Here is a 25,662-nt window from a genome sequence, read left to right as displayed (position 1 = left end):
ACTAAGGCGAGATCAAGGCTTTGCAGGTAGAGCGGCATTATTAAACAGCGCCGGGTCAAAGGGATCTGCTGGCTTCGGCTTCACCAGTTCATTGATCTGTTGGTCTGACAAATTTTTCGGTTCAAAACCGCTGATCAGAGAAATGTCGCCTTTCAGAGGAGCGGGATCGACTTCCATCGCAGCCTGCTGTACCGGGTTCTTTGTCTGAATCGCCGCTGCCTGCTCCAGCAGATTCTCTCTTGCCTGACCTTTTCGACGTTGTGCACGGCGCGTCAAACGTTCTGCACGAAGCTGATCCTGCTTCAAACGATCCGCTACGACTTCCCCAACCCACTTTTGAATGAGCTGCTTCTGCTTTCGTCCACCGTAACCGGAAAAAACTACCATTCCCTGTTGTGGATGTTCCTGCTCTGGTTTGACCAGTAATTGACTGCGGGCTGCCTCATCCAGATCAATCCATTTCAAGACCTCGGCCAGATTTTTCTCTGCATAAACCCGATGATTACCATAACGACGACTCACCTGTGTCAAACGAAACTCCGATTTTCCAGCACTCCCATGGCAGTTCGCATTCCCACATTTGTTTAATAGAATCGGTTGAATTTTCCTCACGAAGAGAGCCGATTGCTCGCGTGAGATTCCTGTTAAGGATGTCGCCTCTTCCGACTGCGAGAGTTGCTTCTTGATAATGGCTTCTTTGATTTTTTCTTCGACCGTTGGCTGATTGTTTGCGGAAGGTTGTGTTAATCGGCGTAACATCAATTGTGGTTCCGACCGCTTTGGTTCCAATCGGATTGCATCACGTAATTCCACTTTTGCTTCGTCATACAATCGGTTCGTAACACACCAGCGTGCCAGTTCAATATGCGAATTCGCGGTCGGAAATTTCATAGAATTCCGTTGTTTGACATAAATCTCATGCAGGTCCTTCGCTTCGAACAGTACACTGTCATAAGGAACCAGGATATTACCAGCCGGGTTTTTCACAAAATAGCCGCCTGCACTTTCGCCAATCTCTCCGGAAAGGATTCTGCCGGTTCTCATCAAGAGCACAGAGGTTTTGCTGGTTTGAGCCGTCTCCTGAGCTGAAATGAAAGTTGGCGTCCCCAAGCCCATTACTATCGCGCAAAGGGAGAGCAGCTTCACCAGAAGGGGGGATCTGATTGTAGAGAGATTATTCATCATTGGAAATCGCTGACTGATATGAATACAAGCACAGGATAGCCTCAGCCATAGGGCTTGAAACTCACCTAAGCAAATGACTCATCTGAACTTAGAGTTATTTCACAGAAATCGAATTATTGAGAGGCACCGAGAGGATGATTTGAGACTCGTCTCATATTCAATTTTTCCATTTGGGTCAACCCGGGTTTCCACTGGGCCTCTGGCAAGGTCAGATTACCTTCGGTTGCTTTCTATTGAAAACCAGTCAGAATAGGCTTGGTTTTTCTGGAGTGCACCTGCTCTGCGTTCGATTCCCCTTTTATTTTATTGCGGATACCTTCATGAGTGATGCCTGCCAATATTTTGATGAACTCATCGGAAAGACGATCGTGGTTGACCTGTCCAGCCGGTATGTCATCGCCGGTACGTTAATCGGACAAGACCAGCATTATCTGGTTCTGGAAGATGCCGACGTCCATGATCTGCGGGACACAACTACGACCCGTGAGTTATACGTCCACGAAATGGGTATGCACGGCGTCGCCGCCAATCGAAAACGAATTCTTGTTTCCCGAACGGAAGTCGTCTCGCTCTCCTCTTTGGATGATATTATTCGATAGCATAGACCAAACAAAAAAATAGCCTGTAAAAGAAAAAAACCCGCAGAGCATTAACTCTGCGGGGATGAGATACATCATTTTTAACCAGTGATATTGACTTAGAGAGTCCAGCCATCACGGTAATCACGGCTCAGAAACTTATTCGCTTCGGGAGCGTTTGTGAATTCCATTTTCTTGGCATCCCATTCCAGCTTCTTGCCGGCACGAATTGCCACATTACCGAGCAATGTGGTTTCCGTCAAGCGGCTGGCGTAATTGAAGTTGGACATCGCGGGATCGCCGCCTTTGCAGGCAACCACGAATTCTTCAAAGTGGCCAGGTGAGCGAGGTAAGCTTTGCTCAGGCTTTTTGAAGTCGCTGAATTTGTCCCGAGGCAGCAGAACGTATTCTGCACCGTAGTCATCGGGGGTGTAAAGATTCCCCTCATCACCAACCAGTACCACGCCGCTGGACTTCATCTTTTCGCCCATCAGCAGTTCTTCAGGTGGCTTATTACCACCATCGTACCAGGTCAATTTCAGCGGGCAAAGCTTCTTACCTTCACCTCGTTCGCCGAACTGATATGTAATCTTGGTCGATTTGGGATAAGTCTCGTTTTCGATCATCCCTTCCTGTTCTGCAACGATCGACTCGGGATCGTACAAATCAAGGGCCATCACATGCATATTCATCGTATGACAGGCCATGTCCCCCAGAGCACCGGTTCCAAAATCGAGCCAGCCACGCCATTCAAATGGATGATACAGCGTACTGAATTCACGATAGGGAGCAGGCCCCAGGAACAGATCCCAGTGGATGTGCTTTGGTACTGGCTCGCCTTCAGGTGGACGGTCGACGCCTTTTCCCCAGACAGGGCGGTTCGTCCAGACGTGGGCTTCGCGAACATTACCCAGAACTCCGGAACGGATCACTTCAACGGCTTCACGGAACCCGTTCTTAGCAGTTCCCTGATTTCCCATCTGGGTAGCGACACCATGTTCATTTGCTGTTTCACGCATGACACGTGCTTCACTCACAGACCAGGTCAAAGGCTTCTGTGTAAAACAGTGCTTTCCTTTTTTCATCGCCATTACACTGGCGGGCGCATGCGAGTGGTCGGGAGTACTCACAGTGACTGCATCAATCTTTCCGTCCATTTCCGTGAGCATTTCACGATAATCATTAAATTTTTTCGCTTTGGGATAGCGGGCGGCCGCTTTCATCAGGCGCTTGTCGTCGATATCACAAATGGCAATCAGATTACCATGCTTGGCGGCACTCGCTGAGTCGCTGGAACCTTTTCCTCCCACTCCAACAGAAGCGAAATTCAGTTTCTCCATGGGAGATTTCTCTGCTGCCAGCAGGCTTTGACCACCCACCCAGAAGGCTGCGCCTAATGCCGATGATTGCTTAATAAACTCGCGACGAGTTGAACGTTGACTCATGAAGTGCTCCTGTTTGAATGTTCTAAAGTAATCTTCTTACGTCATTTTACTTTAGTCGGTTAAAACGTTTCTTAACTTTTACGAAACTTACATCAGGAAAGTTCTATTTATTGTAGTTACTGCCTGAACGAAAGAAAACAGAATTAGGTGGGAAATGGGAATGATCACCAAATCGGGACAGATGCCCATTTCCCCTGATCAGGTCTTAATTATTTTAAAATATTTTCTAAAGAGGCTTTTCTCACAGCACCAAAAATGTCAAAGTAAACTGGAAATCCCGCGTTCTCCCCCCGTGTCACTCCTCATACTGAAATTGACGTGATCCATGAACACCAACGATTCTTCCTCCCCCAATCCTGATTTTGATGTCCTGATTCAAGGCGGTACTGTCATCGATGGCACCGGCTCTCCCCGATATCGTGCAGACGTCGGCATTAAAGGGGATCAAGTCACAGCTTTGGGAGACCTGCAGAATGCGACCGGATCGCACACGATCGATGCTCAGGGGAAAATTGTCTGTCCCGGCTTTGTCGATGTACACAACCACTCTGACAGCTGGCTGCTGAATACCCCCAACTTTATTTCGAAAACATCACAGGGCTTCACCACCGAAGTCATCATGGCAGACGGAATCTCCTACGCCCCCGTCGATCGCTGCACGGCGCAAGACTGGATCCACTACCTGTTGTCACTGGACGGACTTTATCCGGAAGAATATACGGGCTGGGAATCTCTGGAAGACTATATGAATCTCATCGACGGCAAGAATGTGCAGAATGTCATGACACACATTCCCTACGCCAATCTGCGGGCGATGAACTGCGGCTTCAGCCGCCAGCGCGTCGATGATTTTCAGATGAAACAGATCTGTAGTGAAGTCCATAAGGGAATGGAAGCAGGAGCAGTGGGGATTTCCACCGGCCTCGATTATGTCGCGCAATGTTTTTCCACAACCGATGAACTCGTCGAAGCCTGCCAGGCAATGGCCGAATATGACGGACTGTATGTTTCCCACATTCGCTATAAAAAAACCTTAATGCCCGCGATTAAGGAGCTGGTCGAAATCGGGAAACGGGCAGGGGTCAAAGTGCACATTTCACACATGAAAGGCCAGCACCCGGGTCAGGCGGAGGAAGCACTCGAATATATCGATCAGATTGCCCGCCACGAAGTCGATATCTCGTTCGATGTCTATCCCTACCAGCCTGGTTCAACCATGCTGCACTTTTTGTTACCTTACGAAGTGTTTGAAGATGGGCCTCTGAAAGCAGTCGAAAAATTAAAACAGCCGGAAATGCAGCAACGTTTCAAATATGGGCTGGAAAACTATCTGCTTGATATCTCGGCAATTCAGATCGCCTGGGTTCTGACGGAGAAAAACAAGCATCACCAAGGCAAGTCACTGAGCCAGTATGTCGAAGAGAGCGGCCTCCCCAAAGAAGAAGCCTTAATCGATCTGCTCATCGAAGAACAGATGGCCGTGCTGCTCGTATTCAATATGGGAGACGACCGTCTGGTTGACCCCGTGCTGCAACACGACTTGTATATGATGGGCACCGATGGCATATATATGGAGGGGGGCATGATTCACCCCCGACAGTTCGGTTCGGCGGCACGACTGCTTGGCCCCTGTGTCAGAGACCACAAACTCTTCTCACTGGAAGATGCTGTCTATAAGCTTTCCGGCGCAGCTGCCCAGCGATTCGGACTTGGTAAACGCAGCCAGTTGAAGGAAGGGTTTTTCGCCGACGTTGTCGTGTTTGATCCAGAGACCGTACAAGACAACGCTACCTACGACAATCCACAACAGTTCTCGAGCGGAATCGAATACGTTCTGTCCAACGGCGTCCCAATCGTGCACAATAATCAGCCACTCGATATCAATTCGGAAAAACTCCCCGGCCGCTACGTCCGTTATCAACCCAGATAAGACGCTAATCGCGTCACGGTCTCCGGATTCCGATATTCATTTTTTCCGATGCCGTATTCTGCTCCCACTTGAACCGCCTGTTCCTGATACTCAGGATAATTGGAAACGAGCATCAAGCGGCACGGTTTCACATCAGACGATTTCTTGATCTTTTGAATCAGTTCAATTCCATCACTGTAGTCAGCATCCAGTTTCCGATTGATCATCACCAGGTCATAAGACTGTTGTTTCAATTTTTCCATTGTATCTATTTCAATATCGGACTCTTCAACCGCCACATCAAAATGACTCGTCAGAAAACGAGCAATCGCATTTGCATCCGGCATACATTGCCCCACACTCAGTACACGCTTTGGCATCAGGTAGATCCTCTCAGAGATATTCTGTCTTAGTATTTCAAATTTGAATCGAGTTCTGTCTTAGTCACAAAGCCGGGCCAACTCACGAACGGCTTCCAAAGCATCATCAACGTCAGGTACTTCAACGCCGGGCTCCCGACCAGCATGATCACATTCTTCCAGCAGCAACAGGTCTTCATAGTTTTCATTTGCCATCAGTCGCCGCCGGGCACGTGCCCCGATCGTTCCATCTCTGATGGCATGGGCGTCCATATGATGCCGAATCAGCCAGGCTGTTCTCTCTGTAATCAAACCTTCCAATGCCTGCAAGCCTGCTTCGACATGATTCTTGGCATCAATGGCTTTTCCGACATCATGCAGTAGAGCCGCCAGTTGAAATTCTTCATCGTAAGGCAGCTCATCACAGGCCAGATCATACACCTGCAGGCTGTGATACAAGGCATCGCCTTCAGGATGATACTTTCGTGACTGCTTAACCCCCGCCAATGGTAACAGCAACAGGCGAAAAATCTGAAATCGATCCAGACTCTGCTCTAACTCTGCCAGTCGCTGATCCAGATCGATACCCGGATATTCTTTCTGCAGAATCTGTTCGAATTCCGGCAGTGTTGCCCGTTCAATTCGTTTACCAGTAATCGAACATTTAAATCCATAACTCGATTTCTCCGTAGAATAAACGGTCAATTCAACAGGGTACTCATCTTGTACATGGATATGGGTAAAAATACGTTCTTCACCATGTTTTTTCACGGTCTTATGTTCGACACGATAAGGAATCCCTTCTTCGTCCAGTCGCGCGGTCACCGCTTCACAACTATGTGAGAAGACGTGAATGTCAATATCGGAGCCTTTGCGAATATGACCGGTCAGGGTACTGCCTATCAATTTGGGATGAAAGGGAGCAAACATCCGTAAAAAGCGGAGTGCCTGCAAGCGCATGGAAAGCAGATTCTCAGTACGCGTGTCCCCTTCGAAAGTGCAGGCGAATCGCTGGATTTCGTCTCGAATTTCGCGATTACTAGGCAGGTCGGCCGGCTTCACCCACCCCTGGCAGACTTTGCGGGCTGCCTTCATTTTAGCTCGATAATATTCGGTCTCTTGCCGGGAATACATCAGTCGTGCCGCCTCAAAGATAATCTGGCGGCGCAATTTACTGGCGTTCATTCAAATAGCGGTGAACTTTCTCACCGTCGAAGCGAAGATAGAAATGAAAGAGCTTTCAGGGACGCCCCTGAAAGCCAGGCTCATAGGAATTCTAGCGGAATCGAACGAAAAATCAATTCCGAGTAGTTCGAAAGCGGGTTACTTGGCTTCAGCCACCTGTTTCTGCTTCCATTCGTTATACAGAATACTGCTGCGAAAACGGCTGAAGCCCAGGCCAGCTCCGACATTGAATGACTTGGCTCCCAGGTCATACTGTCGGGCTGCAACCTTCGAATCTTCAGACAATTCCCAGTCCTCAGGCTTGTATCGATGATTAAAGGAAGTATTGGGTCGACGCTGCACAAACGCGATGGTTTCTTCTAAAGAGTTGTCATCCGTATTGCCCCAGAAGCGACTCCAGCTCTTGACATCTTTCACACTGGGATCGGCTTTACCGCTCATTCCCAGCCATTCATCGACATCATAAACATTTCCATCGCCTTCGAAGGATCGATTTTCTTTAGACGACTTTAAAGACAACATCGACAATCCCAGGTTCTCAACTTTATAGGCAGTGTGATCACTCTTAATATGAATGTTTTTGACAAAGCGTTCGAAGTCAAAGACATCTTTCCCTTGAATCGTACAGTGCGAAATGTCTAGATTGATGTCGCCACCAGCTGTTGAGCCGGAACTCTTAAGAACAGAAAATATTGTTCGCGAAAACAATACGGAACCATCGACCAGCACAGTCTGTTTCCCGGTTCCTTCGATTTCAATCGCAGCCCGTCCACCTACGAAAAAGCTGTTCGTAATCGAAGAATCAGTCGGTTTCAAAAATTGAACAGCAGCCATTCCTTTGTCGTTTTGTTCTGAAATGGTGCAGTTCAGCATTTTCAGATCTCCGCCATTCACAACGATTGCCGCCCAGGGAACATCTTTCCCTACTTCAGGCGGGTCAAATTCAAATGCGATGCCTTCCAGTGCCAGCGTTCCTTTTGAAACCCGCAAGATGTGCCGCACATTTGGATCTCGTTCCGGGCGTGCCCGCAATCCCAGCTTATTCCGTCCTCTGGCGTATACAAAAACCGGGGAATAACCAAAGCCTGCTTCGATACTCAAGTCTTTATCAATTTCAATATGGGGAATCCGGAAAGGACCATCGCCGTTGACGCGAATCAAGTCACCGGCTTTCGCTGCCGCTACAGCGTCTTCCAGTTTCTCAAATGTCGGTTTCTTTGCCTGAGTATAAATTTGAAACTTCTTTTGTGGCTCTCCATTCAACATCCGTGAAATATCACTTCCGAGATTCGCTTTCCGCAGGAACAGAATCGCAAACGAAGTATCAGCCAGTTTTCCCCTGGAATTTTCCCAGCTCCCATCTTCTTTCTGAGTTTTGATCAGCGCGCTGGCACCTTTTGAAAACCAGTCAGTGTCACCCAGTTGTTCGAGTCCCAGCAAAACCCCCACGCGTTCCGTTGACCAGAGGAAATAGCGTGCTGAAGAAGTGCTGATTCCGGACGCGTATTTTCCCGCCATTTCAAGGCCTTTGGCAAAAATCGGATCGGACACTAATGTCTCACCCTCTTTCTGCTCTGTCGCTCTGGATTCTCCGTCCTTCTCCTGTTCTTCCTGTAGTGCCCGAATTTTGGCTGCACGAGCAACCGTCAGACAAAACAAACCCGCCAAGGTCATAGAATTCTTAGACGGTTCTTTCATCTCTTCTGTGGGTAACTTATAAGACCAGCCACCATCTTCATTCTGTGTTTCAACAAATCGTCGGGCCACACCAATCATCGAATTTTCGATATTGATATTCGAGCGGGAAGCAGTCCATAAGCCGAGCACGGCAAATTGTGTGCAACTGTTATCGCCTGGTGAAGTCCCTAATTTGGGACGTGCTCTCGGATTATTCAAGGAACTGGCAGAGGCCAGGGGACAACTGTAAGTCCAACCTCCGGTCGTCGTCTGCCCGGCAATCAACCGTGCGGCGAACCTGCGAATCTGAACTTTGTCTTCCCGGTCTCCCACACGCGAAAGTAATAAGATCGCCAGTGCCAGATCGTAAGTCGACTTCAATTTGTCCGACTCTTTCAGAACAAACTCGCGGCCCTTCTGAATCACGGGGTCATTCACTGGAATGCCGTTTTCGAGCAGTGCCATTGTGCAGAGTGCCGTAATCCCTACAGGGTGTCCCTCGTATTCCCAACTCCCATCCTCTTGCTGTTGGGATTTCAGAAATTCAACCCCCTTCAAACGAGAGTCTGTCACTTCCTCATCCGTCTGAGCCTGTGCCACAACGGTAAACATGACCGTTGAAAACATAGCAACAAGTACGAGTAAGGTATTTTTAAAATGGCGATAGCGCATCACTGTCTACTCCAGAAGAAAAGTGGTTCGATCTAAACAGATCTCAATGTCTTGATTTTGTATTAACCTATTCTAAATATTTGGGTTAGTAAAGAGAACTTAAAATACAAAATTCCACCAAATTAGAGAAAATGTATAACAAATTCGGATTATGCCGCGGTCTGGCCGGCCCCAGAGGTTCTCAACTCACTTCTTCACAGCCTGGCGGGCTTTCTCGGTGAGTTCGTGAATTTTTGAGGTAACGCGGTTTTCGACCGAATCCGCAAACGGTCCCGGGTACGAAGAGTAAATCATCGCACGAGCACCTTCGTAGCCACCTTCTTTTAACACGCGTAAGCTGGGCAGATATCCAAACACATGATTCGAATAACCGGCAACCCAGACGATGGGCTCTGTCTCGCCGATGACGCCAAACCCGGATTTCAACTCTGATTGCAGTCGCAACGAGTAATCAACGACCGTTTCACCACAAATGGCAACCAGCGTTAGATCATGGCCAAATTGAATTACCTGTAATGGAAAGGCATACGTCGTTTGAATTCCGCCCCGTTCTTCCAATTGGGCTAACAGTCGTGTCGCATGGCTTTTCTCATACTTATTGCCCGTCTCTTGCGATTTGAGTAATTCGTCACGAGAAGGGGGAGTGGCGAATTCCAACTCCACATCATCCTTGGCAATACCCAGCGGACCATGAATCAAGCGAGGCTGCTTGACCGACAACGCAGTCTCGACAGCATTGGCCAGCGCGCGACCATGTTGCTTTGCCAGATCTAACGACCGGCGCGGATACGGATTCTGATCGCCGCCGCAGCCCATCATGAATAATGCCACCATTCCCGGATGGTCGGCTTCCAGGTATTCCTGAGCAAACCCGGCATAGTCTCCACAAAACTGGTAAAAACTGAGCGTCGTGTTATGGCAGGCATATCCAAAGAGTGCCGCCATCAAAGAACCATCCGGACGCGAGACCATCAACACCGGTACCCGCTGATCTACGGGCCCTTCAGGATGCGGGCTATTAATCACACCTTTAGATGTCGGCAGCCGCCGATTCATCGCGAACCCGGCCCGCCCGGATGAATACTTTAATGTTACCGGTTCCAGCCGAGGCAGCGTTTCGCCTACCAGTTTCACGATTTTCTTAGCCAGAGCTTGCGTGTATTCGCGCGCCTCAGCACCACGATCTCCCCCCAATCCTCGACGAGATGCTTTCTTTTCCCTCAACTCAGGGCCACAGTGTGTATGCGAGGCATTCATCAATAATGCAGCAGAGGGAATCTGGTACTCTGATTCCAATCGCGCAGCAATGGGATCGCGGAGTGCCGGAGTAATTCCGATCAGGTCAGTCGTAATCAGAACAATTTTTTGTCCTTTCGCATCCTCAATGATCAGCGCCTTTGCAAACAGATCATGAACCTTCCCCTCGGAAGACTTGGTTCGAGCAGCGTAGCCCGACATCCACATGGACTTTTCAGGAGTGATGACAACCGAACCAGCCGCGGCCCGCCATTCAGGCTCTTTGGCAATCACAGCAGACTGCAAGTAGCCATCAATACCAAAAGAGATACCAATCAAATAGACAATGAAAAACAAAAACGGACGGTTCTGAATCCTCATAAGATATTCCTTTTCGACTAACTCAAATGCAGTATCTTCTATTTTCCACAGACGAGGCAATCTGTCCGGCGTTGAATCGTATTTCGGTGAAACGTCATATCACGCAAATCAAACATCATCAACTGATCGATCAATGGCTCTCCTAATCCAGAAAGAACCTTAATCGCTTCCATTGCCGCCATACAGCCGACGGTTCCTGAAACCGCGCCAAACACAGGGAACTCCCTCTTCCAGGCCGGCGGATCATCGGGGAATAAACAAGACAGACAGCCCGTTTGGCCAGGAATAAAAGTGGTAATCTGTGCTTCCAGATCATACATGGCGCATTCAACAAGCGGTTTCTTCTGTAAAACCGATTGACGGTTCATCGCATAACGTTCAGGGAAGAGCGGGGCACAATCGACGATTAGATCAACCTGATTCACAATCTGTTCCGCATTTTCTTCATTCAGATTTTCTGGAATGGCGACGATTTCCAACCGGGGATTAAGCTCTTTCAGACGACGTTCGGCCGACTCCACACGCGGTTTTCCCAACCAGTCATGCGTCATCAGTAACTGGCGATTGAGATCACTCGGCTTGACATTTCCTGCATGGGCAATCACCAGTTTGCCAATGCCGGCCGCTGCCAGTTCATATGCCACCACGCTGCCCAGCCCCCCGCAACGCGAGACCAGCACCGACGCATTTTTTAATTTTTCCTGGCCGGCCTCACCAAACTCCGGTACCCAGATCTGCCATTCATAAACTGCCCGTTCTTCATCAGTCAGGGGAGCGAAACCAGACATCATGACTCCTGTCTCTTACTAAAATTGATTACCGTTGTATAAAAATGTAAATTATCCCCCGGAAATCGGCGAGAGAATCGTCACGACATGATGCGGTTCTAAAGTAAAAGGTTCCCCCCACAATACCTGCTGATTGGAAACAAACAACAAAATCGAAGGATGTAACTCTTCCGAATTCGGGAATAGAATGGATTTCAGAGATGCCGCATGCTGCTCAGCCACCTGCTTGACGAGATCCTGCAAAGTGCTCCCCTCGTTGACTTCAAATTCTTCTTTGCCGACACCAGCGGCTTTTTTAACCTGTGCCGTATACTCCACTACAATCTTCATTGGATTCCGCTTTCATTTTCGCAGATTTTACGGGGTTGATTTCGTTTTCTGAATGACTTGATTCGGCTGTCCCGCTAATTTCTCCGTACTGGCTGCTCCGATCTGGTGAACCGCGCCCCCTTCAATACGCAACTTGATATCTCCCAGTCGATCAGACTCCGAAAGATTATGCGTGATATGTAATGTCGTAACGCGGGTCAAACGCTGGACATTGCTCAGCAATACACACATTTCCTCGCGTGTGACTTCATCCAATGCGCTTAAGGGCTCATCCAGACATAAAAAAGCAGGCTTCGCAGCCAGCGCCCGCCCCAGCGCAACGCGTTGCGTTTCTCCACCACTTAATCCATGCGGAGTCCGATTGAGTAACTCCGTGATCCCCAGCAGGTCGGCCAGTTCTTCCACACGATCTTTAATTTTCTGTTTGCTCCATTTTCGTAATTCTAAAGCAAACGAAAGATTGTCCCGGACCGTCATTGTATGAAACAGCACCCCATCCTGGGGGACATAACCGATTTCACGCTCAGAGGGCTTGGCATACGTCATCAGCTTTCCATTCAGATGAATGGTTCCGGAGAGGACCTTCTTCAAACCACAAATGGTTTCCAGGATCGTCGTCTTCCCGCTCCCCGTCTTGCCCATTAATACCGCGTAGTGCCCCTGAGGCACTTCGAAGCTGATATCCTTCAAGCTGAACTCACCAACTTGTACACAAAGATTATTTACTGAAATCATTTCTTATCAAATCAGCTCGCAGATTTCTCTGTCACGCAGAGGCACTAGGGGAACAACCATTTAAATTGCCGCGCCACGTGTCAGCCCGAACATCCGGGCGATGACTAAAACAATTAATGCAGACACGACCATAATCAAGGAAGCCGCAACTGCACCTTCTATGTTACCAACAGTCAGCTCTAAAAACACGGTTGTTGGCAGAACCTCTGTTTTCATGCGTGTGGCCCCCGAAAACACCAGAATCGGCCCAAACTCCCCCAGCGAACGTGCCCAGGCCAGTGTGCCCGCCGCTAATAATCCACGATAAGCCTGGGGAAATACCACACGCCAGAAAGCCTGCCCGCGATTACAACCCAGTGTTAAAGCGACTTGCTCGTAGCGAGGTCCGATCTGATCGAAAGTCACCCGCATCGTCCGAACTGCAAACGCACACGCCACCATAAATTGCGCCAGGATGACACTCGGAATTTCATAAGTCACACCGATTGGTCTACTGAAAATCAGGCCCGTCATTTTACGAATCATGTCATCCAGCGAGTCTCCCTGGGCAACATAAATTTCCTTACCAAACAAAGCTCCTGAAACCGACTTCAGAATATTATTCACCCATTCAATCTGTGGCATTTCCACCTGAAACAAAATCAACAGGCATAAACCAATCACCAGAGGTGGTAACACAATGGGTATATCCAGAATCGCATCCACCAGTGTTTTGCCCCAGAAATTGTGACGGGACATTAAATATCCAATCGGCACCGAGACCCACAACGACAACACCGTCGTAATTGCGCAGGAAACAAGGCTCAACCAGATCGCATAGCGAATTTCCGGCTTAGCAAAAGCGCCCCAGATATGATCGGGAGTGGTGTAAGTCGTCTCCGCCGACAACATCGCCACAATCAACAGCACATAAACGGCGCTGATGGCAATGAAGATCGTATAAAAAGGGAGATCTGAGCGAGATTTTATTGCGCTGGAATGTTCGTCAGTTTTCTTCTCAGTCATATTGACTCCGGAGTGATACGCCAGCGAAATCCTCGCGATTCAAAAATCACTCGAGACGAGTCAGATGTTAGCTGATCAACCAGACGCTGCATCAAGTTGGGATATTTTGTTGACTTCAAGATCGCAATCGGCTGCTCTGCCAGAGGACGCCCCTCTTTGATTTCCACGACATCCAGTTTATCTGCGACCTTTGCAATATTTGCCCGATAAACAATTGCTGCATCCAGAGAACCGGTTCGCAATTGATTCACCAGAAGATCGGCCGTTGGTGTATTGGTTTTCACGTTTGGTTGAATGGCGTCGTACAGACTTTTATCATTCTGTACCAGGGGACCCAGTAATTTTTTGGTCAGCGCCCCCAATGCACTTTGCTCATGGTGCGCGATCCCCACCTTGATATCATCGCCTGCCAGATCATAAACGGATTTAATCTTCTTGGGATTGCCTTTCTCGACGATGATAATCATGTCTGTTTCAGCAACGGTTAAAGGCAGGGTGAACTTGGGTTGTACCTGCACCATATAGGATGTATCACAGGCAAAATAAGCGTCTGGCTTTTGCCCGCTGTTAATTTGCCCCACCAGTATGCCACAGCCATTATACACCACATTAATTGAAACGCCTTCACGCTTCTCAAACTCTTTTAAAGTATCTTGAATTGCCAGCCGGTTCACGCCACCACTGAAAAGCAGAATTTGCGGATGTGGCTCCCAGGTATCGCCTTTGACCGTCTGGTATCCCTGTTTTGCAAACAATTCCTGACCTTTCTCAGGAGCCTGCAGGTAACGGGCAAACATTAACGCTTCCTGAGGATGTGCGGAAGAATTCAAAACTCCCACTGTCACATTTTTAATCGCCTGTGAGAATTCGGGGACCTCAATCATCTCTACTTTGTCTGCATGCTGATTGACCGTCGCATCCCAGACAATGCCTGCGTCGACTGCCCCCAGCAGAACATCATTGGCCACTTCCGAAACGGTGGGCTTGAAGACGCGTGCTGACTTTGACAGAGCGTCCCATTTCCCGGCTTTTTCCAGTTCTTTTTTTGTCAGTTTTCCAATGGAGGCGGCATCAGGATTCGCCAGGGAAACGGTCACTCCCTCTTTGATCAGGTCATCAATCGATTGTATCTGTTTCGGATTCCCTTTTTTGACCATGATCACAGGATGCATTTGCGCCACGGGAACCGCTTCTTTAAGCAGGTTCTTCTTTCGGGCAATTTCGATATAGCTGGTATCTGCTGCCAGATACAAATCTCCTTTTTTCGCGACTTGTAAATTGCTAAGCAGTGTCCCGGATCCGCCATACTGCAATTGAATCGGCACGCCGAATTCTTCTGCTGCAAACTGAGCAGCCGCTTCAGCGACCGGTGGTTTGATCCCGGCAGCACAGTACATTACCAGGGATTCGCTCTCTTGGTTCGCTGAACCGGAATCAGTTTCCCCCGCTTCACTCTTCGCACTCGATTGGTCACCAGAATTCTGAGCCGTATTTACCGACGTCTCTGGGTTCTCTTTTGGGGGAGCATAAATCAAGACCCCCAACATAATGACCAGGAAAGCCAGAGAGCCTCCGACAAAAGCGATTCCAGTACTGATTTTTCCTCTTCGGGACTTGAACTGAACTACCTGTTTCCAGTGACCTCTGCGGGGGTATCTCATCATTCCATCCAATTGGTTTGGTTAGTTTATGCTTAAGAATTAATTAACGTTTCAGTTTCGCTATGCGGTTGTAAACGACCATCCTTGATGCCCAACACTTTCTGTGCCGACTGAACAGCTTGATCATCGTGAGAGACCATCAGCACACAGCCCCCATTCTGGGTAAATTGCTTGAGGGTGTTCAACACGATCTCAGAATTTTCAGCATCCAGATTCCCAGTGGGCTCATCTGCCAACAGTACTTTGGGTTGATGAAACAGTGCTCGCGCTAAAGCCACCCGCTGTTTTTCTCCTGTACTCAATTCCACGGGCGTATGGTGCAAACGATGCTCTAAGCCAAACTGTGAAATCAATGCATTCGCCCGTTCTTTCGCCTCTGCCAAATTGGTTGCCAGCGCGGGTGTCAACACGTTATCCAACACGCTTAAATAAGGCACGAGATGAAACTGCTGAAACACAAACCCCAGATGAGTCGACCGGAACCGGGCTCTCTGATCATTCGAAAGTGCATAAGGATCGGTCCCCTCAATCAGAACCTTTCCCGTATCAGGGCTCAACAATCCCCCGACCATTAACAACAAGGTAGACTTCCCACAGCCACTTGGGCCCTTAATTGCCAGAAATTCCCCTGCGTCCACAGTCAGACTGATTCCATCCACGGCCTGAACCCGTTGGGAGCCAGACTTGAACGACTTCGATAACTCAACTAATTCCAATAACATATTTGTTCTGATTATCCTTCCTGCAGAATCGTGGCAGGATCCTGTCTTGCCGCCAACAACGCCGGGATCCAGCTGGATAAGCCGGCCAGCACTGGTGCAAATACCAGACTTAACAGTAACCATCGACCTGAAAATAAAGCTGCTTCAGGATTAACAGAGGCCGGCAGGTTCCCCCAGATGATTCCAATTCCGTAGCCCAGAAAATATCCGATCAAGGCACCAATCACGCCAATCACAAGCGCCTTGATGATAAAGATCCCAAAGACCTGTGAAGACCGTAAGCCAATCGCCCGCAAAATCCCAATTTCCGTCGCGCGACGCCGGACGTTCTCCAATGACAGAAAGCCGATCCAGGCACCACAGCCAAGCACTACCAGCGGAACCAGCACTGCCGCAAAATCAGCACGACGTTCAATCATTTGAATTCGACTGGCCTTCTCCTGCTCAAGTGAAGCAACGGCCGTTTCATGTGCCTTGTTACGCGCCTCTGCGCGGGCCAGAGCAGGGGGGCCGCGTTCGATAATCTGAGTTCCGGGCAGGATTTTGCCAATTTCATCGCGAATCTGAGCCACACGGTCTTCGGCTGCACAATTACACTCCAGAGCCAGAATCGCATTCACCAGGTTTTGCATTCCCAGCAATTCCTGTGCTTCTTCCAAGTTGATCCAAACCGTACTGTCATCAGCGGTTCCCCGTTCTGGATAAGTTTGAGTCACCTTGAAGTTTTTCCCCATCAGTTGAACTTCGTCCCCCTTACTTAATCCGAGTTTTTTCTGGATCTGAAAACCCAGCACCATGCTGCCTTTGGGGACCTGCTGCTGGAGCGGCTTCTTGAGAGCGCGATGTAAAATGGGAACTTCACCACGTGTACCCGTTAAAATCACATCACATTTTTGTTCCGGCCAGGTAATCTTTTTGGCGACCATCGGCAGTAGATGATTGACCGTAACAATCTTCGACTCTGCCAGTTCTTTGACGTATGCTTCCGGCATCGTTTCGGAAACTACCCCAGTTAAATGGAATTCACTCAAATCCTGATTTGCCGGGAGGACCAGGATATTAAACCCAAGACCTTTCATAATTTTTCGCATGGAGTCTTTCAGTTCAGTGCCTGCCTGTGTGACTTCCTTCTCTTTCTGCTCCAGGATAAAAGTCGTCTGAATTTCATCCGCCTGCAACAGAGTTAACGCAGCAATCAAGCAAGCAACTGCAACTACAACTGAGGACAGCCCCAGCAGAAAATTCATCTTACGATGCTGTATTTCCTGAATAATTAACCGAAATAATGACATGGCCCATACTCTTCTAAAATCAAAATTGGGATTCAACTCCGACGCTATCCACCGTCCCGTTTTACTTGCGAACCATTAGCATGTAGCTGGCCCCCAGAATCAGAACAATCACTAATGATGCCATTATGATCAAATTTCGAAACAGTGTGCTGCCCTGACTACTCTCCAAAGTCTCTGTCGCATTGGCACTCGGTTGCTCCGCCGACGACGACGCGGCTGCACCACTGGCTGCGGTCACTTCCTGAGTCGGAGTCGACTTGTTTGCGCCATCGGTTGGTTCAGTCTGTTTTGAATCTGTTTTATTCTCCGCCTGACCATTTTTCAGAGCTGCAGGCATCTTGATCGCTTCTGACGTTTCGTTAGTCTCTTTGGAAAAACCAATCAACCCGGTCAAAGGGGGTAATTCTTTTTCGTCCTGCGTGGCTGGTGTTACCAGATTTTCCCAGTTCACTGCCATCAATAAATCGGTCCCCGGATTCTGATCTTTCACCTGACAGGTACAAGGGCCAGTCAGATCTCGGCACGCCTGCTCGATTGTCCCGGGATTAATCCCTTTCCCAATTAAAGCATACAAAACCCGTCCCCGCCCAAATACAGGGAGTGCCATCGGTTCGTCGCCGAAATCTTTCAGATCGTTCTCTGTCGCCAGGAGCATCTGTGTGAAGTACTTCTCAACAGAATCGTCGCGCGAACATTTTTCGACGCTGAACTGCAACTTTAAACTATCTGGAGAAACACTGACCAGCCCCTGTTCTATATCTGCCTGCTCGATTTCAGGCAGCTTCAGCGTTTTTTCCATACGTTTGAGCTCTTTGGCCAAAAGCTCATATGCTGCTTTATCTTTTTCAGGATTGCCACTTTCCAGGAAAACCCAGACTGCAGTTTGTCCCTTAATCAACTGCCGGGCAATATTCTGACGCAAAGGAGAATCAATCAAGCGTACCAGATTCTCTTCACTCAATTCCCCCGACCAGAAACCATTGGGAACGGGAGCAGGCAGGGGAGTTCGCACAACCAGTAAAGGTAGTGTTTCTGACTTTTGTTTTTTCCAGAGCTCGAGATCTTCTGGAGCTGTTTTTTCTTCAAGATTGACCAGACGCAATTCCACATTCGCCGATTTCTGCCCTATCGCGCCTTCTTTGTCGAATTGCGTTACCAGCTTTTTCTGATCTGCATTGAGTGCTCCCCGGTAAAATACAACAGCGTTATATTTGTCAGCAGGCCACCGCTCCAATGCATAACGGAAGACGGGAACAGAACACGCCCAGATCACCGTTGATGTCAACAGGGCACCAAGGACTGCCAGAGAAGTGAGAAACCGTCTCATGAATTCACCTTTCGAGGAGGGTAGCTTTCGGGCGGGTAGATGTTTCAATGCGATAAGACAAGAGCTGCAATCCTGCAAATCCCGTGAATCGAATCAACAACATACTATGATGACAAATTGTTTGGTAATTGTGAAGAAAAGATGATTTCAATAGGAAAGTTTTATTGGATCTGCAATGACTGCAAAACAGACAGGTAAAATGAAACAAACCGGCTGAGCCTGTATACCGCATTTACAGTATTAAAGGGGGGGGGCACAGAAATAGCCAATATCCAGATCGCATTAGAAACACAACTGGAATTTCACTTCAAATCCGGGATATGAAAAATGACATACCCCGGATTTGATTCTGCGAACGAAACTCATTCTTAAGCTACCTGGTCGATGCTGACCGCCGGCTGTTATTTTTTGGTAGTGAGCTTCAACTCAATCGGTTGCCCGGGAGCAACAGTTGCTCTCAATTCAGACTGATCAGGGTCTGCATATTTGCGGGGTAATGTCTCTCTTGCCGGCGATTCAATCGGTGGAGTCGTATCTCCTTCAGGAACGGGAGTACCATCCGGCATCAAGCGGTAGCTGACGGCAACCCGGTAAGTTCCTGCAGGGAGTCCTTCACCACCACGACGATATATCACCTGGAATTCACCAGCTTCTTTAGTTCGCGCTTGACCGCCCACACCTGGTGTGCCTTCCAACGGAACAAAATAGAGATCGGCATTGACTAATGGTTCTTCGTTTAGCAAAACAGTACCTGTCGTTAGCGTCAATTCAGGTCCCGGTTCTGTTGCAGGGCCACACCCCACACAGAAGTAGCACAGAAGCATAGCGACAGCAGAAATAATCTGCCTACAGAAATCGAAACGCATTGGAAACCTCACTCTGATTAGATTCATTAATGGGAAAAGTCTTTAGACTTAAGGTAATTCCACTACCAATCCATCAGACATTGTTCCCAGGCGTCTTAATAAAGTGAGATCCGTATTTTCTGAAATAAATCGCACAGCTCCGTCACCAAGTCCGAAATGAGCTCCCCCGGTATGCAGGCTTCCAACTTGTCCCCAGCTATTTAAGTTTCCGACATCGGGACGAGTCCAGCCAGTGGGAACATCCCACACGTTGATCCCGGGATCAATGTCTCCCCCCGTAGTGACCCAACCGCGCATTCCCCAGGCAGGTGCCTCGCCGTTAGCGACTTCACGTGCCGTTTCGCAAACCATAAGTGTATTAGAGGTGCCGTCTTTGACATCCTTCATCTTGGTCCTGCTGTTTTCACCAAACATTTTTCGAGCATTCGGAGCTTGTCTCGACCAATTGTTACAATTAATCGATTGATCCGCACTGAATTCATAATTTGTCTGAGCAGGGCCAGATCCAGTGAGTGTCCCATAGGCCTGCTCATATGTGGTTGCGGGAGTTAATTGCGTGCTACCATCATCGGAAGGACACAGAAAAACATCTAGAAGAGTAGACATCGCATCTGCATTATCCGCAGGGTTCCCTGCAAGAGGAGCACCACGACCTGGATAACTACAGCAGTAGCCGGTATCCTGAGAACTATTGGCAGTATCCTGGTTAATCTTGTTATACAACGGTGCTTGATCCAGAAAAGGAAGCAACAAGGAAAACCCGTTTTTATTGTGAGTTGTATCACCAGGGGCTTGATTTGGGTCGGGAGTACACCAACCATAATTGATCCCACCAGGGGGAAACACGCTGTGTGTTTCATTGTAATTATGCAAAGCAAGTGCAATCTGCTTAATCTTATTCTTACAACTTGCTCGCCGGGCGGCTTCTCGGGCCTGTTGAACAGCAGGCAGCAGCAGGGCAATTAAGATCGCGATAATCGCAATCACGACCAACAACTCGATCAGAGTAAAACCCCGACGCCTAGTTTGGCATGAAAACATAATGATCTCCCAATAAAGAAACGATAAAAAACATTAATTATTAAGTTCTGAGCAATAAAACCTGACCATGAAAATCAAGCGATCTATGCCAGATGAGTGATCATGAAATAGAGATAAAAAAGAGATGAAAGTTAATCGCCGAGCAGCTTTATTTATTAAGTATACTTATGAAAATCAGTACCTCAAGAACGAAATTCGCTTTGTTTAATAGTTTTATAAAAAAACTATCGTTCGACTAAAATACCTGAAAAGGGGCCTCAATACGAATCAAGAGTGAATCGCAGAAGAAAAAGCGGGGGGTACATGGTCCGTGAAAGACACATTGAAGCATCTATAATTTAGGTAGATTACTTTATCGGCCTAGCGCATACACGAGTAGAAATGTAGCGGAAATGGTCACCAGAATCATCGAAGCACATCCGGACTTCATGGAAATATCATACTTCTGAATCAATTCGTCGATCACTTCTTTCGATTCTTTCAAGCCAGCGCCCGTGGATTCCCGGTAATCTTTGATGGCCTGAATTTTATTGCCCTGCTTGAGTGAATTTACGATCTGTTCCACAAGCTCAGATTGATCGTCGGCCGCGCCAGATTCTTCTGGTGGATGGGAATCAGAATCGTTCATAACCAGCGTTTCCTGGGGTAGAGAAAAATGGATTACCCATAAGTTCTACCACCAGGAGCTTGACTTGTTCAAGGACTGACTTGGCAGGTTCTTGGAATTATGCAGAATCGCCTCAGCTTTCGCACAATTCAAGAAGCAATCACACAATCAGAAACGCGACGGTTTCTCGCCTGCGCCTCTCCTCGCACACTCCGCCTGTAGGCACTTGCTAACAGGGTTTTCATCTCTGCCAGAGAGACTTCCTGCAGATCAATATTCAGCTCAACCAATCGATCAACGACCGCATTGGCCAGCTCTGCGCTACTTGCCGCTGGTGATAATCCATTCCACAATTCTTCCATGACCTGATCTGACATGACCCTCTTCTCCTACTTTGACTATTCACGACTTTGTATTGAAAATCTATTTTGGCAGCCTCGAATTTTGTGATTCGAACGACGCTGCTGCTTTCCACCTCTGGAAAAGCTGAATGACTGAATGAATCGCAAGGGCTGTACCAAACGGACTGAAAAAATGAATTCCCGTCATGGCACATCCTAAATGCTTATGGACTCCGCATCTGTAACGTAAAACACAAATTGAAAAAATCACAAACCTGCAGAGGACATGCAATTACTGTCATCAATTTGGGACATTCTTACATCAAGATGATAAATCTTACGAACTCGATGGATTCCCGTAGATTTCCCTCAAGTTTCTGCCTGTTTCTTACCAGAGTTGGCGTTTATCAATATGACAACACAAGCCTGCACCAAGTTCGGCTTCGAGTTCTCTTTCCCCAGAAACGAGGAAGCTTATTTGATTTTCTGAGGTACAGAGCGTGCTGCCTGCTTTTGATCCCACCACCGGATGGCTTGATCGCGTTCTCCACTGGTTTCATCAAACAAAGCAACCAGAAGCTTGCGCTGACCGGCAGAGAGTGACAGCCCTCTCCGCTGCATGGAAGTTTCGGCCAGTTGAAAGAGGTCGGATAGATTGATCTGACAATCGATTCGTCCCAGCCAAAACCGAGAAAACGAGGGAATATGCTTCGGGAGCAATTCTCCCGTTGGCAGTACCATCGACATCACACCGACAGAGGTTCCCGTATTAAACAGACTGTTTAATCCAGTCTTAGTATGATCCCCGATAAAACAGCCGACTTTAACCGACTGCGTTTCAACAGGTATTCCCGCAAGGGGAACTTTGACTTCGGAATAATCATTTTTGAGATCGCTGTTACTGGTTTGCGCTCCCAGATTCACCCAGGGACAAATATAAGAGTGCCCCAGGAAACCGTCATGATATTTATTGACATATCCATGAATAATGGACTCTTCAATTTCCCCCCCCAGCCTGCAATAGGGTCCGGCTGTTGTCCCTGCTTTGAGATTCGCACGAAACAACTGCGTCCCTTTCCCGATATAAGCGGGGCCTTCAATCCGAGTGAAAGCTTGAATCACAGCTTCTTCCTCAATCACCACAGGCCCCTGTCGCGTATCCAATACAACAAAGGGGTCGATCTCGGCGGAAGCCGCTACCCGTACCTGTTCAGGGGGTCCTACAATGGTTAAGTTCCTGGCATCACCCGTTGACGAGTTTACGGACTGACTGAAAGAAAAATCAGCGAGCAACTGTTGGCGATTCTGATTTACCAGGTCCCAGGGATAGTGCAACTCGACCCCTTCTGCGACAACAGACGTTCTAGTTGATGCAATTTTTTGAATCGCATCATCCCAGGCATCTGTTGTTAACAGCGCAGATTCTTCTGGTTCCAGAAGCAAGTAAGCAACAGATTCCCCTATCATGCCTACGGTGTCGGAAGAAACTTGTGCCAGCCGCACGAGCTCAGCATTGGTAGGAAGCCAGCGACCATTGATCAGCAGTGTGGGTCCTTCGCTCAACCAGATCGCGTCATTGATCCGGGCATCAGGATGGTGTTCTGCATAGACTTCTGTCAGGGCAGGGCGTATCAGAGCGCCCCACTCCTCAATCTGGACAGACTCGAATAGTCGTTCACGGAGAGAAAACTGCCCGCACAGCAATTCAAACACCGGTCTCAATAATGAAATCGGCGCGAATTGTAGCGCAGAACGATCCTCAAATATGGCAAGCCGCATTATTCTCTGCACTTCCCTGTGCGAAATCAGCAGAATCTATTCAGTTCGATGAATCTGGAAAGCCTACAACAGCCCCTACTTGCGTTCTCATATCACATATATACAAATAAGGGAAGAGATTTTTTTTACAAGATTCAACTCGTAACCGGCTCATATGTAAAGAGAGAACCGGTAAGAATTTATGATCACACTGAAACATCACAGATTCTTAGAACAGCACAGGATTAGCTTATTGCCTGATTTGCCACGTTGCGGCCTGCTAGCTGATAAATGGCAGACTGACATCCGGACAGTTTGCTGTAATTGTCAGAAATGCCCAACACTGTTTCAGCAGCGCCCAGCAACAATACTCCGGAAGAATGCATTTGCTCACTGACGCGATTCAGAATATCCTTCTTCATTTCCGGTTTAAAGTAAATCAGAACATTGCGACAGAAGACAATGTCAAACATTCCCAAATGTTTGAAATCTTCCAGGAGATTCAAGCGTTTCCATTGAATATTGACGCCTGAATCAGATTTGATTTTCCAGCCTTGTTCGCACTGCTCAAAATATTTCATCAAAAGTTGGACAGGTAAACCGCGCTGAACCTCAAACTGGGAATAAACTCCTTCTTCGGCGCGATTCAAGGCTTTCGTACACAAATCGGTTGCCACAATTTGAATGTTCCAGTCAGCCAGTTCTGGAAAGTGCTCTCGCAGAGTCATCACGATACTATATGGTTCTTGACCATGGGAGCAGGCAGAACACCAGATACGCAGTTTTTGAGTCATACTGCGTTCTGCAATAATATCCGGCAAGATCGAATTCTTGAGTTCATCAAATGGACGTCGATCCCGAAAGAACGAAGATTCATTGGTGGTCATTGCTTCCATGACATCCTGACGCAGAGTGGGATCAATACCAGATCTTAAACTCAACACCAGATCTTGAATACCGTTCATGCCGTGAGCTTGGGCGAGTGGAATCAGGCGGGCTTCCAGTAAATACTCTTTATTCTCGCCGAGCGAGAGTCCAGTTGTTTCCAATAAAAAATCTGTAATATATCTATAATCTTCTGGAGACACGAGATCACCACTTTCTATAAAGAACAAAGTCGGGCTAACTCAGGAGCAATATTCCTGAGCGGTAAAACCTGGCTGGCCAGTCCTGCATTGGCAATCGCACCAGGCATTCCCCAGACAACACTACTCTGTTCATCTTGTGCGATAATATAACCTTTACGCTCACTGATCGATTGCGCTCCCTCAATCCCATCCTCTCCCATCCCTGTTAACATCACTGCCAAAACCGAACTGCCATACCATTTTGCTGCTGATGCATATAATGGATTCACAGAAGGCCGGCAAAAATGTTCCGGATCATCTTGATTCAAACGAATCACCATTCGATCATCCTGTTTATCAATCACCATATGAAAATCACCCGGGGCAATATAAATATGGCCTCTCTCAATTAACTCTCCATCAACGGCTTCCGCTGTCGGACGATTCGTTTCCCTTTGAATATGCTCAGCCAGCGTCTTTGTAAACAAAGGGGGCATGTGCTGTGCTATCAATATTGGTAACGAAAATTTCTCAGGTATTGCAGACAACACCGTCTTCAATGCATTAGGACCACCTGTGCTGGACCCAATGACTAACACCATCGGAGTCTTCGCAGGAAGTACTGTTGTATTCTGACTGTGATTTGTGAACCTCGGTTGAGGAGTTGCCTGGGCTGATCGCACTAATGCTTTGATTAACGGAATCAAATCACGAGCGACCTGCTTAATCGCCTCAGAAGGATTCGTAGCCACGGGCTTGGGAATACAACCTGCAGCACCAAGATCAAGCGCCTGTAGAGTAATCTCTGCGCCGGCTCGAGTCAGGGCACTGGCCATGATGACAGGCAGATCAGGATAATCCTGCTTCAGTTGCTTCAAACAACTGATCCCATCCATGACAGGCATCTCAACATCAAGAACAACTACATCCGCCTGGTTCTGTTGAAGCCAGGTAAGGGCAGTCTGACCATGCATGGCAGATCCGACTACTTTCAAGTCAGAGTCCATATTGATGGCTTGAGTCATTAATCCCCGAATCACAGCTGAGTCATCGACCACGAGTACTTTGATGACCGAAGGGCTCACAAAACACCTGTTTCTTCTAACTTGTCGCGGACAATGTCTTCCGTAAACGGCTTCATAATATACTCATTTGCACCGGCCTGCATGGCCTGCACAATTTGCGGCATATCGTTTTCTGTCGTACACATCACCACAATCGGCTGCTTTGCCCGATCGTCAGCACGAAGTGCAGTTAAGAACTCCATTCCATCCATGATGGGCATATTCCAATCCAAAAGCACAGCATCAAGATCGGGATTGGCTCGCGCCACTTCCAAAGCTTGTTTGCCATCTTCCGCCTCAAGAACATCAAGTCCCAGAGTTCCCATCATACGACGTCCGACAAGTCGAACTGCCCTGGAATCGTCAACAAGTAATATCGTTTTCATTTCCACCGGTCTCCCAGTATGTAAAATTAGCTCTTTGTTAATAGC

General features: G+C 48.1%; 24 protein-coding genes. 2 read left to right on the top strand and 22 right to left on the bottom strand.

Annotation, left to right across the window (positions count from 1 at the left end):
- Positions 1–12: 12 nt before the first annotated feature.
- Positions 13–1,044, bottom strand: a complete 1,032-nt coding sequence (locus Enr17x_RS12775; protein ID WP_145309270.1) for a hypothetical protein — start codon at positions 1,042–1,044, stop codon at positions 13–15.
- 461 nt (positions 1,045–1,505) lie between these two features.
- Between Enr17x_RS12775 and Enr17x_RS12770 the strand changes: the two genes are divergently transcribed.
- Positions 1,506–1,784, top strand: coding sequence for a hypothetical protein (locus Enr17x_RS12770; protein ID WP_145309268.1), 279 nt, complete (start codon positions 1,506–1,508; stop codon positions 1,782–1,784).
- Between the two features lie 98 nt (positions 1,785–1,882).
- Here the strand turns inward: Enr17x_RS12770 and Enr17x_RS12765 are convergent, their stop codons facing one another.
- The gene (locus Enr17x_RS12765) at positions 1,883–3,208 is read right to left on the bottom strand and encodes a Gfo/Idh/MocA family protein (protein WP_145309266.1); all 1,326 of its coding nucleotides are present in this window, start codon (positions 3,206–3,208) and stop codon (positions 1,883–1,885) included.
- A 325-nt stretch (positions 3,209–3,533) separates the two neighbouring features.
- Here Enr17x_RS12765 and Enr17x_RS12760 point away from each other — a divergent pair, with 325 nt between their 5' ends.
- Positions 3,534–5,138 carry an N-acyl-D-amino-acid deacylase family protein gene (locus tag Enr17x_RS12760; RefSeq protein ID WP_145309264.1) on the top strand — a complete coding sequence of 535 codons (1,605 nt, stop codon included), beginning with the start codon at positions 3,534–3,536 and terminating at the stop codon, positions 5,136–5,138.
- Here Enr17x_RS12760 and Enr17x_RS12755 read toward each other — a convergent pair.
- The 20 genes from Enr17x_RS12755 to Enr17x_RS12660 all read right to left on the bottom strand — a co-directional run bounded on the left by Enr17x_RS12755 (position 5,126) and on the right by Enr17x_RS12660 (position 25,617).
- The gene (locus Enr17x_RS12755; protein WP_145309262.1) at positions 5,126–5,497 is read right to left on the bottom strand and encodes a response regulator; all 372 of its coding nucleotides are present in this window, start codon (positions 5,495–5,497) and stop codon (positions 5,126–5,128) included. The genes Enr17x_RS12760 and Enr17x_RS12755 overlap by 13 nt on opposite strands.
- Positions 5,498–5,557: 60 nt before the next feature.
- Positions 5,558–6,661, bottom strand: a complete 1,104-nt coding sequence (locus tag Enr17x_RS12750) for an HD domain-containing protein (protein WP_145309260.1) — start codon at positions 6,659–6,661, stop codon at positions 5,558–5,560.
- 138 nt (positions 6,662–6,799) lie between these two features.
- Positions 6,800–9,010, bottom strand: coding sequence for a prenyltransferase/squalene oxidase repeat-containing protein (locus tag Enr17x_RS12745; protein WP_145309259.1), 2,211 nt, complete (start codon positions 9,008–9,010; stop codon positions 6,800–6,802).
- A 186-nt stretch (positions 9,011–9,196) separates the two neighbouring features.
- The gene (locus Enr17x_RS12740; RefSeq protein WP_145309257.1) at positions 9,197–10,627 is read right to left on the bottom strand and encodes a neutral/alkaline non-lysosomal ceramidase N-terminal domain-containing protein; all 1,431 of its coding nucleotides are present in this window, start codon (positions 10,625–10,627) and stop codon (positions 9,197–9,199) included.
- A 38-nt stretch (positions 10,628–10,665) separates the two neighbouring features.
- Positions 10,666–11,418 carry a HesA/MoeB/ThiF family protein gene (locus Enr17x_RS12735; protein WP_232101040.1) on the bottom strand — a complete coding sequence of 251 codons (753 nt, stop codon included), beginning with the start codon at positions 11,416–11,418 and terminating at the stop codon, positions 10,666–10,668.
- Positions 11,419–11,466: 48 nt separating this feature from the next.
- Positions 11,467–11,745, bottom strand: a complete 279-nt coding sequence (locus Enr17x_RS12730) for a MoaD/ThiS family protein (RefSeq protein ID WP_145309256.1) — start codon at positions 11,743–11,745, stop codon at positions 11,467–11,469.
- Positions 11,746–11,772: 27 nt separating this feature from the next.
- Positions 11,773–12,435: an ABC transporter ATP-binding protein gene (locus Enr17x_RS12725; RefSeq protein WP_232101039.1), complete on the bottom strand. Its 663-nt coding sequence runs from the start codon at positions 12,433–12,435 to the stop codon at positions 11,773–11,775.
- 105 nt (positions 12,436–12,540) lie between these two features.
- The gene (locus Enr17x_RS12720; protein WP_145309252.1) at positions 12,541–13,485 is read right to left on the bottom strand and encodes an ABC transporter permease; all 945 of its coding nucleotides are present in this window, start codon (positions 13,483–13,485) and stop codon (positions 12,541–12,543) included.
- On the bottom strand, positions 13,482–15,146 hold the full coding sequence (gene modA / locus Enr17x_RS12715) for a molybdate ABC transporter substrate-binding protein (protein WP_198001129.1): 1,665 nt from the start codon (positions 15,144–15,146) through the stop codon (positions 13,482–13,484). Before modA ends, Enr17x_RS12720 begins: the two co-directional genes overlap by 4 nt.
- Before the next feature lie 32 nt (positions 15,147–15,178).
- On the bottom strand, positions 15,179–15,868 hold the full coding sequence (locus tag Enr17x_RS12710) for an ABC transporter ATP-binding protein (protein WP_145309248.1): 690 nt from the start codon (positions 15,866–15,868) through the stop codon (positions 15,179–15,181).
- Positions 15,869–15,879: 11 nt separating this feature from the next.
- Positions 15,880–17,160 carry an ABC transporter permease gene (locus Enr17x_RS12705; protein ID WP_145309246.1) on the bottom strand — a complete coding sequence of 427 codons (1,281 nt, stop codon included), beginning with the start codon at positions 17,158–17,160 and terminating at the stop codon, positions 15,880–15,882.
- Positions 17,161–17,221: 61 nt separating this feature from the next.
- Complete coding sequence (locus Enr17x_RS12700; protein WP_145309244.1) at positions 17,222–18,487, bottom strand: hypothetical protein; 1,266 nt, start codon at positions 18,485–18,487, stop codon at positions 17,222–17,224.
- A gap of 401 nt (positions 18,488–18,888) precedes the next feature.
- Positions 18,889–19,254 (bottom strand): hypothetical protein, encoded by a 366-nt coding sequence (locus Enr17x_RS12695; protein WP_145309242.1) that lies wholly within the window; start codon positions 19,252–19,254, stop codon positions 18,889–18,891.
- A 147-nt stretch (positions 19,255–19,401) separates the two neighbouring features.
- Entirely contained in the window at positions 19,402–20,394 is a 993-nt protein-coding gene (locus Enr17x_RS12690; RefSeq protein WP_145309240.1) for a DUF1559 domain-containing protein, read from the bottom strand.
- 352 nt (positions 20,395–20,746) lie between these two features.
- The gene (locus Enr17x_RS12685) at positions 20,747–21,022 is read right to left on the bottom strand and encodes a ribosomal protein L7/L12 (protein ID WP_145309238.1); all 276 of its coding nucleotides are present in this window, start codon (positions 21,020–21,022) and stop codon (positions 20,747–20,749) included.
- Positions 21,023–21,150: 128 nt separating this feature from the next.
- Entirely contained in the window at positions 21,151–21,378 is a 228-nt protein-coding gene (locus tag Enr17x_RS12680) for a hypothetical protein (RefSeq protein ID WP_145309236.1), read from the bottom strand.
- Positions 21,379–21,816: 438 nt separating this feature from the next.
- Entirely contained in the window at positions 21,817–23,121 is a 1,305-nt protein-coding gene (locus tag Enr17x_RS12675; RefSeq protein ID WP_232101038.1) for a putative sugar nucleotidyl transferase, read from the bottom strand.
- A gap of 224 nt (positions 23,122–23,345) precedes the next feature.
- The gene (locus Enr17x_RS12670) at positions 23,346–24,188 is read right to left on the bottom strand and encodes a CheR family methyltransferase (protein WP_261343494.1); all 843 of its coding nucleotides are present in this window, start codon (positions 24,186–24,188) and stop codon (positions 23,346–23,348) included.
- Positions 24,189–24,202: 14 nt separating this feature from the next.
- The gene (locus Enr17x_RS12665; RefSeq protein WP_145309232.1) at positions 24,203–25,252 is read right to left on the bottom strand and encodes a protein-glutamate methylesterase/protein-glutamine glutaminase; all 1,050 of its coding nucleotides are present in this window, start codon (positions 25,250–25,252) and stop codon (positions 24,203–24,205) included.
- The gene (locus Enr17x_RS12660; RefSeq protein WP_145314003.1) at positions 25,249–25,617 is read right to left on the bottom strand and encodes a response regulator; all 369 of its coding nucleotides are present in this window, start codon (positions 25,615–25,617) and stop codon (positions 25,249–25,251) included. The genes Enr17x_RS12665 and Enr17x_RS12660 overlap by 4 nt, the downstream gene beginning before the upstream one ends.
- Positions 25,618–25,662: the final 45 nt, after the last annotated feature.

This window comes from Gimesia fumaroli, from assembly GCF_007754425.1.
Lineage (GTDB): Bacteria > Planctomycetota > Planctomycetia > Planctomycetales > Planctomycetaceae > Gimesia > Gimesia fumaroli.
The sequence above is the reverse complement of the archived record's forward strand: the minus strand, read 5'-3'. Positions and strand labels throughout refer to the sequence as shown.